Raw genomic sequence first — 15,456 nt, forward strand, 5'->3', positions numbered from 1 at the left:
TGACCATGCAATGCGATGCCTGGAGATGCGAGGGGCCGTCATCGCGGCGCTGCTCGGGTTCTTCGGTCGCGGGGGCCTGATATGCGAAAGGCGCCCGCGTTCACCAGGAACGGGACGCCGTGCGCAGACTCTGATCAGCCGCGGGACTGGGTGAAGGTCCAGGCGTCCTCGACGATCGTGGTGATGTCGGCTCGTTCGGGCTTCCAGCCGAGTTCGGTGCGGGCGCGTTCGCTTGAGGCGACGAGCACCGCGGGGTCACCGGCGCGTCGGGGGGCGACCTTCGCGGGGATCGCGTGGCCCGTTGCCTGCCTGCAGGCCTCGATGACCTGCAGGACGGAGAAACCGGTGCCGTTGCCGAGGTTGTAGATGGCGTGCTTGCCCTCGGTCGCGTTCTCGATCGCCAGCAGGTGCGCGTCCGCCAGGTCCGTGACGTGGATGTAGTCGCGGATGCAGGTGCCGTCCTCGGTCGGCCAGTCGTCGCCGAAGATCTGGATGTGCTCACGCTGCCCGGTCGCGACCTGCAAGACCAGCGGGATCAGGTGGGTCTCGGTGGCGTGCCGCTCGCCGTAGCGGCCCTGGGCGCCCGCCACGTTGAAGTACCGCAGGCTGACCGCGGCCAGGCCGTGGGCTGCCGCGTACGAGGTGATCATGTGGTCGACGGCCAGCTTGGTCGCGCCGTAGGTGTTCGTCGGGCGGGTGGGCGCGGTCTCCGGGATGGGGACCTCGTCCGGTTCGCCGTACACCGCGGCCGTGGAGGAGAAGACCAGGCGTGGGGTGCCGTGCTCACGCATGGCGTCCAGCAGGCGCAGCGTGGTCACCACGTTGCCGTGCCAGTACTTCGCCGGGTCCTGCATGGACTCGCCGACCAGGGACTTCGCCGCGAAGTGCAGCACACCGTCGAAGCCTTCGCCAAGTACCGTGCTCGCCACGTCGGCGAAGTCGGCCTGGATCAGCCGACAGCCCTCGGGCACGGCGTCCGCGTGCCCGGTCGACAGGTCGTCGACCACGACGACCTCATGGCCTGCCTCGACGAGCCGCGCGGAGCAGTTGCTTCCGACGTACCCAGCACCGCCCGTGACGAGCAGCTTCACTGGCGAGTCCCCTTTCGATCAACGATCCTGGCCGGCGCCCGCTGAGGGCACTCCGGTGAACATCCGTGGCGCGGTGAACGACCGCTCGGCGAAGGCAGCGGTGACCGCGGCCTCGACCTCGGCGCGGGCGTCGCCACGAACCAGCGCGATCGCCGACCCACCGAAGCCGCCGCCGATCATCCTGGCACCCAGGGCACCGGCAGCTTCAGCCGCCTCCGCCGCCACGTCCAGCTCGTCGCACGACACTCGATAGTCGTCGCGCAGGCTGGCGTGCGACGCGCTGAGCAGCGGGCCGATCTCCCCGTACTTGTCCTGCTTGAGCAGGGCCACGGTCTGCAGCACCCGCTCGTTCTCGGTCACCACGTGCTTGACGAGCGGCCGTAGCTCCTCGGGGAGCTTGGCGAGCGCCGCGTCGAGCTCATCCAGCGCGATGTCACGCAGGGCCGGGATGCCCAGGATCTTGGCGGCCTCCTCGCAGCCACGGCGCCGTGCGCCGTAGCCGGACTCGGTGTGCGAGTGGCTCGCCCGGGTGTCGATGACGAGCACCTCGAGGCCGTGCCGGGACGCGTCGAACGGGACCTGCTCAGCCTCCCCAGAGCGCACATCGAGGAAGAGCACGTGCGCCTCGGTGCAGTTCAACGACGCCGTCTGATCCAGCAGACCCGTTGGCGCGCCAACGAAGTCGTTCTCGGCTTGCTGGATCCACTTGGCGATGTCGCTGTTGGACTGTCGCGAACCCGCCAAACCCAGCAGTGCCAAGGCAGTCGCGCACTCAAGCGAATGCGACGAAGACAGGCCAGCGCCCGCGGGCACGTCACCCGCGATCACCAGATCGGCGCCGCCGGTGCTGCCCTGCTCGCGAAGCACCCACGCGACACCGGAGGGGTACGCGGGCCAGCCGGAGATCGCGCCGGGCACCAGATCGGAGATCCGGGCCGGGTCTGCGGTCTCGGCGCGGCCGCGGTCGTGCAGCGTGGACACCGTGATCGTGTCGTCGTCACGAGCGGACGCGGCGACAGCGGTGCGGTACGGGATGGCGAAGGGCAGCACGAAGCCGTCGTTGTAGTCGGTGTGCTCGCCGATGAGGTTCACGCGGCCAGGCGCCGACCACACACCGGCCGGAGACCGGCCATGCAGTCGTTCGAACGCCTCGGCCGCCCGTGCGGCCTGGCTCACTCGGACCGCACCAATACCGCGTGCAGCACCGACGGCTCCAGCTGGACGGAGTTGCCCGCGCCGCTGACCTCGATCAGGTTGCCATCGCCCTTGGACGGACCGACGTTGACGGTCTGACCGGGAAGCAGACCGACCGACTTCAGCTCGGCCATCAGGTCGGGATCCATCTGCACGTGCTCGGCGATCCGGCGGATGACGACCTTGCCGCCGCCGCGGCGGGCGACCTCGTCGATCCGGATCAGTTCGGCCTCGGCAGGCGGTGCTGGCTCGCCGTCGCCCAGCTTGTCCAAGCCGGGGATCGGGTTGCCGTACGGCGAGGTGGTCGGGTTGCCGAGCAGCTTGACCAGCTTGCGCTCGACCGCCTCGCTCATCACGTGCTCCCAGCGGCATGCCTCGCTGTGCACGTGTTCCCATTCGAGGCCGATCACGTCGACGAGCAGCCGCTCGGCCAGCCGGTGCTTGCGCATCACGGCGATCGCCAGGTCACGGCCGTGATCGGTCAGTTCGAGGTGACGATCGTCGGCGACAACGAGCAGTCCGTCGCGTTCCATCCGGCCGACCGTCTGGCTCACTGTCGGGCCGCTCTGCCCGAGCCGTTCCGCGATTCGCGCGCGGAGTGGCACCACACCTTCTTCTTCGAGTTCGTAGATGGTGCGTAGGTACATCTCTGTGGTGTCGATGAGCTCGTTCACGCCGCTACCCCTTCGTCGGCGTCCATGGTAGTCGCACCCTCTGACAGTTCTTGTGCCTGTCACGTGGCCGTCACCGGCTGTCGCAGGCGAGGCTGGCGGAGTGCGCGCACTTGTCTCCACTTCGGAACTGGCCGACTTGCTGAATGATTCCCGGCCGCCGGTGCTGCTGGATGTCCGCTGGATGCCGGGCGGTCCGTCCGGCCGGGTGTCCTACGTGGCCGGACACCTGCCGGGCGCGGTGTTCCTCGATCTGGACGCCGACCTCGCGGCACTGCCTGGAAAATGCGGCCGCCACCCGCTGCCCAAGCCGGAAGACCTGGAGGAAGTCCTGCGTGCGGCAGGTGTGAACAGCGATTCGGCCGTGGTCGTCTACGACGGCGGAAACGGCTCGGTAGCAGCCAGAGCCTGGTGGCTGCTTCGCTGGGCGGGTCACTCGAACGTGGCGGTGCTGGACGGAGGTTACGCGGCGTGGGAACAAGAAGGCCGCCCGTTGACCACGGAAGTCCCGCAGCCGAAACGGGGTGACATCGATGTCACCCCGGGGGCAATGCCCACAGTGGACGCGGATGAAGCGGCAGACCTCGCCAAGAACGGCGTACTACTAGGGTCTGTTTCGAAAGTCATGGGAGCCACTCGTTGATCGCTGCGATGGTGACCGTGGTTTCGTAGCGAACGGCGAGCTTGTCGTATCTGGTGGCGACGGCTCGGTTTCGTTTGAGACGGTTGATCCCGCACTCGACAGCGTGCCGTTGCTTGTAGATCTCCTTGTCGAATGCGGGTGGTCGTCCTCCGTGTGAGCCCTTGTTCTTGCGGTTGCGGACCTGGTCGGCCTTGTCCGGGATGGTGCAGCGGATACCGCGCCTGCGCAGGTAGGCGCGGTTGGCGCGGGACCCGTAGGCTTTGTCGCCGAGCACCCGATTCGGGCGGCAGCGCGGCCGACCGCGATCCCGCCGGGGTACCCGGATACGGTCGAGCACCACCTGAAACTGGGGCGAGTCACCTCGCTGGCCAGCGGTGATCACGATTGATAAGGGCTTTTGTCCCTGCTCGACCGCCAGGTGAGTCTTGGTCGTCAACCCGCCTCGGGAGCGCCCCAGCCCGTGATCGGCCGGTTCGACCTCGACCCCGCCCGGAGACTCCTTCTGGAGATCCCCTTTTGACGCGCACCAGCCGCGTGCTGGTGCGCACGAGCCACCGTGGAGTCCACGCTGACATCCCAGGTGATCAGGCCCGCAGCGTCCGCGTCCGCCTGCAACGCGACCAGAATCCTCTTCCACGTGCCATCCCGTTGCCACCGCCGGAACAAGCCATACACCGTCTCCCACGGGCCGTAACGCTCCGGCAGATCCCGCCACGGCACACCGGTTCGAACCCGAAACCGGATCCCGTCAATAAGCTTCCGCTTCGCATGCTTCGGCGGCCTGCCAGGCTTCTTGCCCCTGGGCAGCAAGGGTTCCAGCTTCGCCCACTGCTCGTTGGTCAGATCACCACGCCCCACGAATCAAGATCATCTCAAACCTTGATCAACTTGTGAAACAGGCCCTAGATGCCCGCGCGCCGGAACGGTATCGAGGTGAAACCGAACCGATCGACCCACGCCCCGGACACATTCCAGGAGCAGTGAACGCGCCATTCACCGGCCACATAAACCAGGAAGGCCGTTGGCTCTCGGCAGGCGAATTGGCGGACCGGTTCCGATCGCTGGGTGTGCATGAGGCAGCGGAGATCGGCGCCTACTGCGGCTCGGGGGTCACGGCTTCATCGGTGGTGCTGGCGCTGGAGGTGGCAGGGGTGACCGATCCGGAGAACCCGGCGGCGCTCTACCCAGGTTCATGGTCGGAATGGTCTTCGGATCCGGACCGGCCTGCCGAGAAGGGGTAGTACGTGCTTGGCGCACGTGACTGAGATCCGCTGATGGCGATGGCTGAGGGGAAGCTGCCTGAATTGGGCTGCTCCTTGGCCGTGGCCGGAGCGCTGGTCGAGATCCGCTAGTGGCCGTGGCTGCTTGGGAAGGTGGCCGGATCGGCTTGGTGCTTCGCCGAGCTCTACTGCCTCAGCTGTTGTCGGGGAGCTTGCTGAAGACGTGCTTCGCGAGCTTCTCGACCGTCGCGCAGATCGGTTCGGTTGGGCCGTTCAGCACGAGGCTGACCCACAGCACGCGGTACTTCACCGCCTGCTGGTCGGTCAGCGCTATCCGGAGGTCGCACGTGGTGTCGACGGTGCTGAGCCGGTGCGCGGTGTTGCCTTCGAAGGTCGTTGCCTCGGTGTTCTGCGGGTCGATCGTCTCCGTCAGCACGACCAGTGCGATTCCGGCGGGCGTGCCGGAGCGGTCCAGCGTGTAGTTGCAGAAGCCCGCGTCCTCGGGTTCCGCGGTCGCCGTCGTACCTGTGATGCGGCTGATGTCCGCCGGGGTTACGAAGGTTCCGCATGCCGGAGCCGTGGTGAGGGTTTTGCGTTTGGCGATGGTCAGCGGTGGTCCGGATGTGGTGGTCGTCGGGCGTGTGGTGGTGGAGGGGTACGAGGGTTCGGTGGGGTAGGGCGGTTCTTGCGTCGTTGTGATGATCGAATCGCTCGGGGCGGCGGCGAGCGGTGTTCCCTCTGTTGGCTGGGTGCAGGCCGCAGCTGACAGGACGAGTGCCACACAGCACATGAACCGTCGGATCACAGGGATCAGACTAGTGTTGTCCCATGGGTACGCCAGCCGCTGTCGTATGGGACCCCGCACTTCTCGGTTACGACCTGGGTGGGGATCATCCGTTCAACCCTGTCAGGCTCGAGCTGACCATCGCGTTGGCCACGCAGCTCGGGGTTCTTGACGACGTCGAACTTCTCCGACCGGAACCCGCGCCGGACCACGAAATCGAACGAGTCCATGATGCGGAATACATCGCTGCCGTCAAGGAAGCGCCGATGGTGGGCTGGGATGTCGGCCATGGCCTCGGCACGCCGGACAACCCCGTCTTCTCCAACATGCACGAGGCCACCTCGCTCGTGGTCGGGGCAACCCTGTTGGGCGCGCAGAAGATCGCGTCCGGTGCCACGAACCGTGCGGTGAACATCGCGGGCGGATTGCACCACGCGATGCGTGACCGGGCGGCCGGGTTCTGCGTCTACAACGACTGTGCGGTGGCCATTTCCTGGCTGTTGGACAACGGCGCTGACCGTGTCGCCTACATCGATGTCGACGTGCACCACGGTGACGGCACGCAAGCGGCGTTCTACAACGACCCACGCGTGCTGACGATCTCCTTGCACCAGAGTCCGATGACGCTCTTCCCGGGTACTGGCCGGGTTACCGAGCTCGGCGGGCCGGATGCGCAGGGCACGTCGGTGAACATTCCGTTGCCGCCGTTCACTCGTGACCCCGCATGGCAGCGTGCGTTCCACGCCGTGGTTCCGAGCTTGCTCAAGGAGTTCCGGCCGGATGTCCTCGTCACTCAGTGCGGTGTGGACACTCACGAGGAGGACCCGCTCGCGGAGCTCTACCTGAGCGTGGACGGGCATCGCGAGACCTATCGGACGTTGCGGTCACTGGCCGAGCAGTACGCGGGCGGCAAGTGGCTTTCGATGGGCGGTGGTGGTTACCAGTTGCTGCGGGTGGTGCCGAGGTCGTGGACGCATCTGATCGCCACCGTCCTCGACCGCGACATTGAGCCGTCGACTCCGCTGCCGCACGACTGGGTGAACAACGTCCAGCGGCGCGCGCCGAACGCGATTCTTCCGCGCACGATGACAGACGAGATGGATGTCAGCTTCGAACCGTGGGACGGGTCGACAAGCGAACCGGTCGACTCGGTGATCCGGGACGTCCGGCACGCGATCTTCCCGCTGCACGGATTGGATCCAGACGACCCCAGGGACTGAAGACGTGGCGGATTTCGATCCTTACGACTACCCGCGCCGCTGGGAGGCGGACGTGGTGCTGTCGGACGGCGGCACCGTCCACCTGAGACCGATCACGCCGGACGACGCCGACCGGCTGGTCGCGTTCCACGGCCGCCTGTCCGAGCGCACCAGGTACTTCCGGTACTTCGGCGCGTACCCGCGGATCCCACCGCGGGATCTGGAACGGTTCGTCACGCTCGACCACCACGACCGGGTGGGTTTCGCGGCGATGCTCGGCGACGACATCATCGCCGTCGGCCGCTACGAACGCCTGCACGGCAGCGAGCAGGCCGAGGTCGCGTTCGTGGTGGAGGACGGTCACCAGGGCCGGGGCATCGGATCGATCCTCCTGGAACATCTGGCCGCGGCAGCGCAGGAAAGCGGCCTGAAACGGTTCGTCGCGGAGGTGCTCGGCGAGAACGGCCAGATGGTCAGGGTCTTCAAGGACGCCGGGTACCAGATCAGCCGCGCCCTTGAGGACGGCGTGATCCACCTGGAGTTCGCGATCGACCCGACCGAGGAGTCCGTCGCGGTCGCGCGTTCGCGGGAACAGGCCGCCGAGGCACGCAGTGTCCACAATGTCCTGCACCCCAAGTCGGTCGCGGTGATCGGCGCCTCGACCGATCCGACCAAGGTCGGCTACGCGGTACTGACGAACCTGCTCACCGCCGACTTCGCGGGCCCGGTGTTCCCCGTCAACGCCGAACACTTATCGGTCCGGGGCGTCCGCGCGTACCGCCGGGTTCTGGACATCCCTGACCCGGTCGACCTCGCGGTCGTGGCCGTGCCTGCCACGAGCATCAACGAGGTATTGGACGACTGCCTGGCCAAAGGCGTGAAAGCCCTGGTCGTTGTGACGTCCGGGTTCAGCGAGATCGGCGACGAGGGTCGCAGCGCTGAGCAGAAACTGGCCGAGGAGGCCAGGGCGCACGGCATGCGTGTGGTCGGTCCGAACGCGCTCGGTGTGGTGAACATGGACCGTGCTGTGCGGCTGAACGCGAGTCTGGCGCCGAAGCTGCCTGGCTTGGGGCGCACGGGTTTCTTCTGCCAATCGGGTGCCTTGGGCACCGCGATTCTGGCGGACGCGGCCGCGCGCGGCCTTGGCTTGTCGACGTTCGTCTCGGCAGGTAACCGGGCTGACGTGTCCGGTAACGACATGCTGCAGTACTGGATGACCGACCCGGCAACCGATGTGGTGTTGCTGTACCTGGAATCCTTCGGTAACCCAAGGAAATTCGCTCGGTTGGCGCGCAGATTGGGCCGTACGAAACCGATTGTTGCGGTGAAATCGGGCCGCAATGCCGTGTCGCCCGCGCTCCTGGCCACGTCGGTGCAGGTCGACGAGCCGAGCGTGCAGGCAGTGTTCGAGCAGGCCGGTGTGATCAGGGTCGAGTCCCTGGCGCAGCTGTTCGACACGGCTCTTTTGCTTGCACACCAACCATTGCCAGCGGGCAGTCAGGTCGCTGTGGTCGGTAACTCGACAGCGATCGGCGTGCTCGCGGCCGATACGGCGTTGGCGCAAGGCCTTGAGCTGGCGGAAGAGCCGATCGATGTCGGGCCGCAAGCGGGGCCCGAGGAGTTCGCGGCCGCGGTCCGAGAGGCCTTGGAGCGTGACGATGTCGACGCTCTGATCGTGGTTTTCGTGCCCCCGCTGGCGATTCCGGGAGCGGCCTACGCGCGCGAGCTCCGGGACGTGGGACAAGGGCAGGGAAAGCCGATTGTTTCCACGTTCTTGGCGGCCGAGGGTGTGCCCGCGGAGCTCGCGGTGGCTGGGCCGGACGGTTGGTCGCCGGGGCGCGGGTCGATCCCGTCCTATCCGAGCCCGGAACGAGCTGCTCTCGCGCTCGCCCGCGTGACCAGGTACGCCCGCTGGCGATCAGCCCCGCGAGGCACGCTGGCGCGTCCAACCGGGACAAAACCGGACGCGGCTCGTGATCTGGTTCAGTCCGTGATGGACAGCGGGGCCGAATGGCTTACCGATACGCAAGTCGTGCAGCTGCTGGGTTTCTACGGCATCGAGGTCGCGCCGTTCAAGATCGTCGCGAGTGCCGACGAAGCCGCTGACGCGGCGGAAAAACTGGGGTTCCCGGTCGCGGCGAAGGCGTCGAACTCCTTGTTGAAGCACCGGTCGGACCTGGTCGGCGTGCGGCTGGACATCAGCGGTCCGGACACCATGCGGGCGGCGTACACCGATCTCTGTCAGGTATCCGGTGTGGACACTGTGTACGTGCAACGGATGGTCGCCAAGGGCACCTCGTGTGTGATCGGCCTGCAGGACGACCCGTCCTTCGGCACGCTGGTCTCGTTCGGACTGTCCGGTGTGGTCAACGATCTGCTCGGAGATCGGGCATATCGCTCAATTCCGATGACCGACGTGGACGCGGCAGGCCTGGTTCGCGCACCAAAAGCGGCGCCGCTGCTCGCGGGCTACGGCGGCAGCCCCATGGCAGACCTTGGCGCGCTGGAGGATCTCGTGCTACGGGTCGCCGCGCTCGCCGAAGACGTCCCCGAGGTACGCAGGCTCGAGCTGGAACCTGTTGTGGCGTCGGAATCCGGTGCGAGCGTCGTGTATGCCCGAGTCGCGGTTGGACCGCCGCCGTCACGCCACGACACCGGCCCGCGACGCCTGCGAACCATGAACTAGACCACGTGGGGTGGACAACACCTGAGTGAAGGGTGTCTACTGATCGACGGCCTTGAGGAGGTGAGCCGAATGTCCGCTGATGGAAGTAGTAGTCGTCGATACCTCGCGGGCTCGGCTCGATAAACCGGCCGACTCGCGGGACAACCGTGGGGAGGTCGCGAAATGACCACATTTGAGATGGGCCTGCGGATCGCGGCCGGGGTTGGTCTCGGCGCGCTGATCGGGTTCGAACGTCAATTCCGCGCCCGGATGGCCGGGATGCGGACCAATGCCCTGGTTTCGGTCGGGGCCACGTTGTTCGTGCTGCTCTCGGCGCATGGATTCGGCGGTATGACAGACGCCGATCCGACGCGAGTGGCCGCGCAAATCGTGTCAGGCATCGGTTTTCTTGGTGCTGGCGTCATCCTGAGGGACGGCGCCAGCATTCGAGGGCTCAACACGGCGGCAACGCTGTGGTGCTCGGCAGCCGTCGGAGCGTTGGCCGGAACCGGCCTTTACATCGTCGCGGCGATGGGCGCGGTGACCGTGCTGGGCACGAACATCGTATTGCGTTGGGCGGCAAGGAAAGTCGACCGGCAGAACGGCGACTAGTTCGCCTCTGCGATGAGAGCGGCGACCGCATGCTGATGCCTGATCAGATCGGACAGTCCGTTGAGGACGTTCGAGAGGATCGCGGTCGCCTGCTCAGGCAAAGCGTCCGAGTCAGTCAAGTGCTGGTGTGCCAAGGAAAGAAGGAACTCCGGCTGGCCAAGAACGGCGGCGTTCATCTTGTGCAGCACAACCCGCAGATTCAGTTGCGCCCGGATTGTCCCTATCGGACTCGTTGACGCGCCGATGATGGCGACGGGTTTGCGGTTGAGTACATCGCCGAAGTCGCTGGGCCGTGACAGCCAGTCGAGCGCGTTCTTCAGCACACCAGGGAGGGATCCGTTGTACTCAGGGGTGGCGATGAGAACCCCGTCCGCCGCGTGGATCCGCTGTCGCAGATCGGTGACGGCGGCCGGGGCGGGGTGCTCCTCGTCCTCGTTGAACGGCGGGATGGCGGCCAGATCTTGGAAACGGTCGAACGACAACTCCGGCGGCGCCACATTCTGTGCCGCGGTCAACAGCCGGGTGTTGAGGGACGCCTTGCGCAGGCTTCCGGACAGGGCAAGGATCGTCAGATCCGACATGGTTCTCCTAGAGCTAAGCCGGGTTCATCGTCCACAGATCGGGGAACGGCAGCGAGCTGCTGGATTTCTCCAGCCAGCCCACACCGCTGGTGCCGTAGTACCCGGGCCGGTCGCCGAACGACCGCCGGGTGGCTGTCAGGTGCAGGTACTGGTATTCGCCGTATCCTTCGGCGACCCGCATCAGCGCTTCGCCGCAGGAACGCAGGTCGGCCAGCCCTCCGTCGTCGCCATAGAAGACCGTGCTCCAGACCTCGGCAACTCCTGGGTGCGGTTGGCGTGGGCACTCCGAGGCGACGTCGAGGACTTCCTGCGGAACGGGCAGGCCACGCCGGTGCAAGAGGTGCAGCACCGCTGTGTACACACAGGGTGCGTGCAAGGTGGCGTGCAGGTCGCCGTGCGGACCGGGTACCTGGGCGAGCTCGGCGGATTTCAGGTCGAGCAGGAAGGCCATTTCACGAAATTTCCACGACTGCAGCGAGGAAGACTTGCCGTGCTCGGCGCTGAGCCCGTCCTTGATCGGGAGAAAATCGCCGACCGTCATCCATTCCAAGGATTTCCAGGAGGCGTTGAGCGCCGTGAAGTGTGCGGCGATCCGGCGCAGTGTCGTGATCGCTTCCGGTACCGCGTCGGTCTGCAGGTGCTCGATCACGCGGCGAAGTTCGGCGGCGATCAGGCCGAAATACAGTTCCTGCACCTGGCACACGGCCAGGAACGACAGTTCACCATCGGTATCGGTGACCGGCTGCTGCAAGGCGTGCAGCTGGTCGGCCCGCAAATAGGCGTTGTACGCAGTCATTGCGATCAAGCCTCCTGGACTTCGATGGACCTTCATGGTCGTCATCCAGGGGTATGCGTGACAAATTCCAATGTGGGTATACGCCATGCTTGTTTGGCTATAACGCACACAAGGCCCCGCACCCACGTAAGTGCTCCGAGCCGGCAGGACGGCCCGAAGCACTCACGCGGTGCAGGGTATTAACTTCAGGTTGGGTGGGGGCTCGCTCCCGCCGCCAGACTGAACGAGCCCCCGTCTATGGAGGGATCAGCACGCGCTGATACCCAGTGATGTGCTGCCGCATCCGCAGCAGCGGGGTGCCCAGCGGCGATCCCGGAACCGCCGGACACGAACCCGCTGCTCATCGCACCCCCGGTGCGGTCACGCAGGATCAAAGTCGGTGTCGATCTCGTTGCCACAGTCAGCAGCACCAAGACAGCGACTGTGAGCACGACCTGCACGCGCGGTCCAGCGAGGGCGAGAACGCCCGCGAAGATAAGCAACGCGATGGTCACACGCTCGTGTGTGCGCATCTGGCTCCTCCTCGTCGAGGACCGTGGCGGCAGGGTGAATGAAAGTTAAGGCACAAAACCGGCCTGGGTCAAGAATGTGATTGGAGTTCATGCACGTGAACATTTGCTCCCAGGCTTCTTTGAGGTCACGCCCAGGGTGCTCGCGGTTACGCACGGCATACCTGAGGGCATGACTGGCACTCAAGCCTCAGCCAGGCCACCGACGGGGCCAACGGTGGCAAGAACCGTCACCGTCGACGTGGTCGTCCCGGTCTACAACGAGCAACGGGCGCTGCGTGGCTGCGTCGACGTGCTGAAATCCTATCTGGCGGAACGGTTTCCGTTCGAATGGACCATCACCGTCGTCGACAATGCGAGCACCGACGGCACGTTGTCGATCGCCAACGAACTGGCACAAGCCGATGATCACGTCCGCGTGCTGCACCTGGACGAGAAAGGACGAGGCCGGGCGCTACGCACCGCATGGCAATGGAGTGACGCCGATGTCGTGGCGTATATGGATGTCGACCTGTCGACCGGGCTGGATGCCTTGCTGCCCTTGGTCGCGCCACTGGTCAACGGGCACTCCGACGTCTCGATCGGATCGCGCCTCGCGCCGGGCGCCAGAACGGTTCGCGGGCCGAAACGTGAGCTGATTTCCCGCGGCTACAACGCACTCATCAGGCTGAGCCATGGCGCGAAGTTCACCGACGCGCAGTGCGGCTTCAAGGCTGCGCGTACGGACGTGATCCGGCCGCTGCTCGAGCATGTCCGGGACGACAACTGGTTCTTCGACACGGAGTTGCTGCTTCTGGCCGAACACAACGGATTGCGGGTGCATGAGGTCCCGGTTGACTGGGTTGAGGACATGGATACTCGTGTCCGAATTGGATCGACTGCGCTTGAGGACATTCGGGGCTTGATCAGGGTCGCTCGTGCCAAGGCTGGTGGGACCGCCCGCGTTCGGGACCTTCCTGTCCGGCCGGAGCCTCGCGCGGCGCATCCGGATGCGGTTGTGTCCAGAAGAGACACTGGGTTGGTCTGGCAGCTGTTGTCCTTCGGTGCGATCGGTGTTGTGTCCACAGCGGTCACACTGGTGTTGTACGCGATGTTCAGATCGGTGATGAACCCTTTGGTTGCCAACCTTTTGGCGCTGATCGTGACGACAATGTTCAACACCGAGGCCAACCGTCGGTTCACGTTCCTCGGCCCCCGAGGCTCGTCCGGCCGGGTGCATTTCCAAGGTCTGATCATCTTCGGGTTGTACTACGCGTTCACGTCGGCGGCGTTGCTCGTTCTGCATTCCACTGTGGCCGAACCTGGCCGGATGCTTGAGCTGACTGTGCTGCTGGGTGCTTCACTGCTTGGCACGGTCGGCCGATTCGTATTGCTGCGTGGCTGGGTTTTCAAACAGGGAAAGGGAAGGGTATGACAGTCGCCGCTGTGGAACACGCGGAGGTGATGGTCGCGTCGCGACGACCGGCGATCTGGCATCGGTACGCCCTCGCGGCTATCCTTGTCGCCGGTGGGGTTTTCTACGCTTCCGTGCTGTGGAGCGGAAGTTGGGGCAACACGTACTACACGGCTGCGGTGAAGTCGATGTCGTTGAACTTCACCAACTTCGTCTTCGGCTCGTTCGACCCGGCCGGTGTGGTCACAGTGGACAAACCACCGTTGGCGTTGTGGCCTCAGGTGATCTCGGTGTGGATCTTCGGGTACCACGACTGGTCGGTCCTTTTGCCGCAGGTGATCGAGGGTGTTGCCGCGATCTTCCTGCTACACCGGACAGTTCGGCTGTGGGCTGGGCAGAACGCGGCACTGGTCGCGGCGCTGATCTTCGCGCTGACGCCGATCACGGTTGTCACCAATCGGACCAACAACACCGACACGATGCTTGTGCTGATGCTTGTGGCTGCGGCTTATGCGTTTACGCGTGCGATGAAGGTGGTTGAGCCCAGGACGCGGACGAAGTGGTTGTGGTTTGCGGCTTTTCTGATCGGCTGTGGGTTCTTGGCCAAGATGCTGGCCGCGTGGATCGTCGTGCCCGCTTTCGTTGCTGCTTATCTGGCTGGGAGCAAGGCAAATTGGCGTCGGAAAGCCTTCGATGTGATTGGTGCCGCTGTGGTTCTGCTTGCCAGTTCACTGTGGTGGGTGGCCGTTGTGGACTTGTGGCCGGGACGTAAGCCTTATATCGGTGGAAGTACTGACGGTAGTGCGTTGGATTTGGTGCTCGGCTACAACGGGCTCGGCCGGGTCTTCGGTGGCGAAGGACGCAGCGGCGGAGTCGTTTTCGGCGGCGGCAGTGGACCCGGCGGTGGCGGTGCTGCAACCGGTGGGCTTGGTGGTGGCGGCGTTTCAGGTGGCGGTGGGGCTGGTGGGATTGTCGGTGGTGGCGGACCGGGTGGGGCTGGCGGTGGCGGTGCCAATCTTGCTTTCGGTGGGGAAGCCGGTCCTGGCCGGATGTTCGGCGAGGCGGTCGGCGGCCAGATCAGCTGGCTGCTTCCATTGGCCTTGATCGCACTCGTTGTCGCTTCTGTCCTTGGATTCCGTCGATTCCGCCGGTTCGCTCCCGCGGACACCGCCCAGCGCGCCGGTTGGGTGCTGTGGGGCACCTGGTTGATCGTCAACGCCCTGGTTTTCAGCCTGCAGGAAGGCATTTTCCATCCCTACTACACCACCGTGATGGCTCCAGCGATCGGTGCCTTGGTCGGCGTCGGCACGGTATGGGCGATCAAGATGTACCGCGAACCCAAGGGATTGAGCTGGCTTGTGCTTCCTGCCAGTGTCGCGGTCGCGGCGGCGTGGGCATGGGTGTTGATCTCACGGGACACCGCATGGAACGGCTGGCTCCGATGGGCCGTGCTTTGTGTCGCGGTGGTCGCGATCCTGGTTTTGGTGCTGCGTAAGGCCAAACGCGCAGCCATTGTGCTCGGTGTGGTGGCCGTGTTACTTGCTCCTGGTGTGTGGTCGGGTGCTGGGGCGTTCGCGTCCACCGGCAATCCGGGGATCCCGATGGCTGGACCGGCGGCGAACTCGGCTGGCGGTTTCATCCTGCGGCTGCCGCCGGGCCAGACGACTCCGCCGCCTGGGATGATGCCGCCGCAAAATGCCGGTCCAGCCAGGGCGAACGGCACCCTCACCGCTGACCAGCGCAAGATCGTGGACTACGCCAAGGCGAACGCGGGCGGTGCCGAGTATCTGATGGCCGTGGAGGGCGGGGCTCAGGCCGCGTCGGCGTACATCATGGCCACCGACGAGAACATCGTCAGCATGGGCGGCTTCAGCGGCCGCGACCCGGCACCGACCGTGGAGCAGTTGGCCACGTGGGTCAAGGACGGCAAGCTGAAATTCGTCCTGGTCGGCGGCCGCGGTGGGATGCGTGGTGGCCAAGCCTCGGCGACGTCCACGTGGGTACAGGAGAACTGCCGGTCCGTGCTCACCGCGGGCACTCAGCAGCTTTATGAGTGCACGGTCGAGTGAATCACAGCGTGCTCCCAGGTTGCTCCCAG

At 65.5% G+C, this 15,456-nt stretch carries 15 protein-coding genes; 7 read left to right on the top strand and 8 right to left on the bottom strand.

Going from position 1 to position 15,456, the window contains the following annotated elements; all coding sequences use genetic code 11:
- Positions 1 to 134 precede the first annotated feature (134 nt).
- Genes galE through LWC34_RS43410 form a run of 3 tightly spaced genes read right to left on the bottom strand, consistent with a single transcriptional unit; the run spans position 135 to position 2,959 of the window.
- Positions 135 to 1,091: a UDP-glucose 4-epimerase GalE gene (gene galE, locus LWC34_RS43400; protein ID WP_233731147.1), complete on the bottom strand. Its 957-nt coding sequence runs from the start codon at positions 1,089 to 1,091 to the stop codon at positions 135 to 137.
- 18 nt (positions 1,092 to 1,109) lie between these two features.
- The gene (galK, locus tag LWC34_RS43405) at positions 1,110 to 2,267 is read right to left on the bottom strand and encodes a galactokinase (RefSeq protein WP_233731148.1); all 1,158 of its coding nucleotides are present in this window, start codon (positions 2,265 to 2,267) and stop codon (positions 1,110 to 1,112) included.
- Positions 2,264 to 2,959, bottom strand: a complete 696-nt coding sequence (locus tag LWC34_RS43410; protein ID WP_233731149.1) for an iron-dependent transcriptional repressor DtxR — start codon at positions 2,957 to 2,959, stop codon at positions 2,264 to 2,266. The genes galK and LWC34_RS43410 overlap by 4 nt, the downstream gene beginning before the upstream one ends.
- A gap of 100 nt (positions 2,960 to 3,059) precedes the next feature.
- Here LWC34_RS43410 and LWC34_RS43415 point away from each other — a divergent pair, with 100 nt between their 5' ends.
- A complete protein-coding gene (locus LWC34_RS43415) occupies positions 3,060 to 3,599 on the top strand; it encodes a sulfurtransferase (protein WP_308200219.1) in 540 nt (179 codons plus the stop codon).
- Here LWC34_RS43415 and LWC34_RS43420 read toward each other — a convergent pair.
- A protein-coding gene (locus LWC34_RS43420; protein ID WP_233723324.1) for an IS5 family transposase occupies positions 3,580 to 4,457 on the bottom strand; the annotation gives its coding sequence in 2 pieces (ribosomal slippage) (positions 3,580 to 4,116 and positions 4,119 to 4,457; 876 coding nt in all). The genes LWC34_RS43415 and LWC34_RS43420 overlap by 20 nt on opposite strands.
- Positions 4,458 to 4,459: 2 nt before the next feature.
- On the opposite strand from LWC34_RS43420, the gene LWC34_RS43425 reads away from it, so the two are divergent.
- Positions 4,460 to 4,840, top strand: coding sequence for a sulfurtransferase (locus tag LWC34_RS43425; protein WP_372496827.1), 381 nt, complete (start codon positions 4,460 to 4,462; stop codon positions 4,838 to 4,840).
- A 172-nt stretch (positions 4,841 to 5,012) separates the two neighbouring features.
- Here the strand turns inward: LWC34_RS43425 and LWC34_RS43430 are convergent, their stop codons facing one another.
- The gene (locus tag LWC34_RS43430; protein WP_233731150.1) at positions 5,013 to 5,624 is read right to left on the bottom strand and encodes a hypothetical protein; all 612 of its coding nucleotides are present in this window, start codon (positions 5,622 to 5,624) and stop codon (positions 5,013 to 5,015) included.
- 23 nt (positions 5,625 to 5,647) lie between these two features.
- On the opposite strand from LWC34_RS43430, the gene LWC34_RS43435 reads away from it, so the two are divergent.
- The 3 genes from LWC34_RS43435 to LWC34_RS43445 all read left to right on the top strand — a co-directional run bounded on the left by LWC34_RS43435 (position 5,648) and on the right by LWC34_RS43445 (position 10,079).
- The gene (locus tag LWC34_RS43435) at positions 5,648 to 6,823 is read left to right on the top strand and encodes an acetoin utilization protein AcuC (RefSeq protein ID WP_233731151.1); all 1,176 of its coding nucleotides are present in this window, start codon (positions 5,648 to 5,650) and stop codon (positions 6,821 to 6,823) included.
- A gap of 4 nt (positions 6,824 to 6,827) precedes the next feature.
- On the top strand, positions 6,828 to 9,488 hold the full coding sequence (locus LWC34_RS43440) for a bifunctional acetate--CoA ligase family protein/GNAT family N-acetyltransferase (RefSeq protein ID WP_233731152.1): 2,661 nt from the start codon (positions 6,828 to 6,830) through the stop codon (positions 9,486 to 9,488).
- Positions 9,489 to 9,650: 162 nt separating this feature from the next.
- Positions 9,651 to 10,079, top strand: coding sequence for an MgtC/SapB family protein (locus LWC34_RS43445; RefSeq protein WP_233731153.1), 429 nt, complete (start codon positions 9,651 to 9,653; stop codon positions 10,077 to 10,079).
- Here the strand turns inward: LWC34_RS43445 and LWC34_RS43450 are convergent.
- The 3 genes from LWC34_RS43450 to LWC34_RS43460 form a co-directional block, all read right to left on the bottom strand.
- Positions 10,076 to 10,660 (bottom strand): NADPH-dependent FMN reductase, encoded by a 585-nt coding sequence (locus LWC34_RS43450; RefSeq protein WP_233731154.1) that lies wholly within the window; start codon positions 10,658 to 10,660, stop codon positions 10,076 to 10,078. The genes LWC34_RS43445 and LWC34_RS43450 overlap by 4 nt on opposite strands.
- Positions 10,661 to 10,673: 13 nt before the next feature.
- Entirely contained in the window at positions 10,674 to 11,456 is a 783-nt protein-coding gene (locus tag LWC34_RS43455; protein ID WP_233731155.1) for a tryptophan 2,3-dioxygenase, read from the bottom strand.
- 185 nt (positions 11,457 to 11,641) lie between these two features.
- Complete coding sequence (locus tag LWC34_RS43460; protein WP_233731156.1) at positions 11,642 to 11,968, bottom strand: hypothetical protein; 327 nt, start codon at positions 11,966 to 11,968, stop codon at positions 11,642 to 11,644.
- A 169-nt stretch (positions 11,969 to 12,137) separates the two neighbouring features.
- Here LWC34_RS43460 and LWC34_RS43465 point away from each other — a divergent pair, with 169 nt between their 5' ends.
- On the top strand, positions 12,138 to 13,379 hold the full coding sequence (locus LWC34_RS43465) for a bifunctional glycosyltransferase family 2/GtrA family protein (RefSeq protein ID WP_233731157.1): 1,242 nt from the start codon (positions 12,138 to 12,140) through the stop codon (positions 13,377 to 13,379).
- A complete protein-coding gene (locus LWC34_RS43470) occupies positions 13,376 to 15,427 on the top strand; it encodes an ArnT family glycosyltransferase (RefSeq protein ID WP_233731158.1) in 2,052 nt (683 codons plus the stop codon). The genes LWC34_RS43465 and LWC34_RS43470 overlap by 4 nt, the downstream gene beginning before the upstream one ends.
- Positions 15,428 to 15,456: the final 29 nt, after the last annotated feature.

The organism is Kibdelosporangium philippinense, from assembly GCF_021390435.2.
GTDB classification, from domain to species: domain Bacteria; phylum Actinomycetota; class Actinomycetes; order Mycobacteriales; family Pseudonocardiaceae; genus Kibdelosporangium; species Kibdelosporangium philippinense.

What these genes read in the sequence shown, in the direction of transcription:
- LWC34_RS43435 (WP_233731151.1), top strand. Translation starts at nt 5,648, where the DNA reads ATGGGTACGCCAGCCGCTGTCGTATGGGACCCCGCACTTCTCGGTTAC.
- LWC34_RS43445 (WP_233731153.1), top strand. Translation starts at nt 9,651, where the DNA reads ATGACCACATTTGAGATGGGCCTGCGGATCGCGGCCGGGGTTGGTCTC.
- LWC34_RS43450 (WP_233731154.1), bottom strand. Translation starts at nt 10,660, where the DNA reads ATGTCGGATCTGACGATCCTTGCCCTGTCCGGAAGCCTGCGCAAGGCG.
- LWC34_RS43455 (WP_233731155.1), bottom strand. Translation starts at nt 11,456, where the DNA reads ATGACTGCGTACAACGCCTATTTGCGGGCCGACCAGCTGCACGCCTTG.
- LWC34_RS43460 (WP_233731156.1), bottom strand. Translation starts at nt 11,968, where the DNA reads ATGCGCACACACGAGCGTGTGACCATCGCGTTGCTTATCTTCGCGGGC.
- LWC34_RS43465 (WP_233731157.1), top strand. Translation starts at nt 12,138, where the DNA reads ATGACTGGCACTCAAGCCTCAGCCAGGCCACCGACGGGGCCAACGGTG.
- LWC34_RS43470 (WP_233731158.1), top strand. Translation starts at nt 13,376, where the DNA reads ATGACAGTCGCCGCTGTGGAACACGCGGAGGTGATGGTCGCGTCGCGA.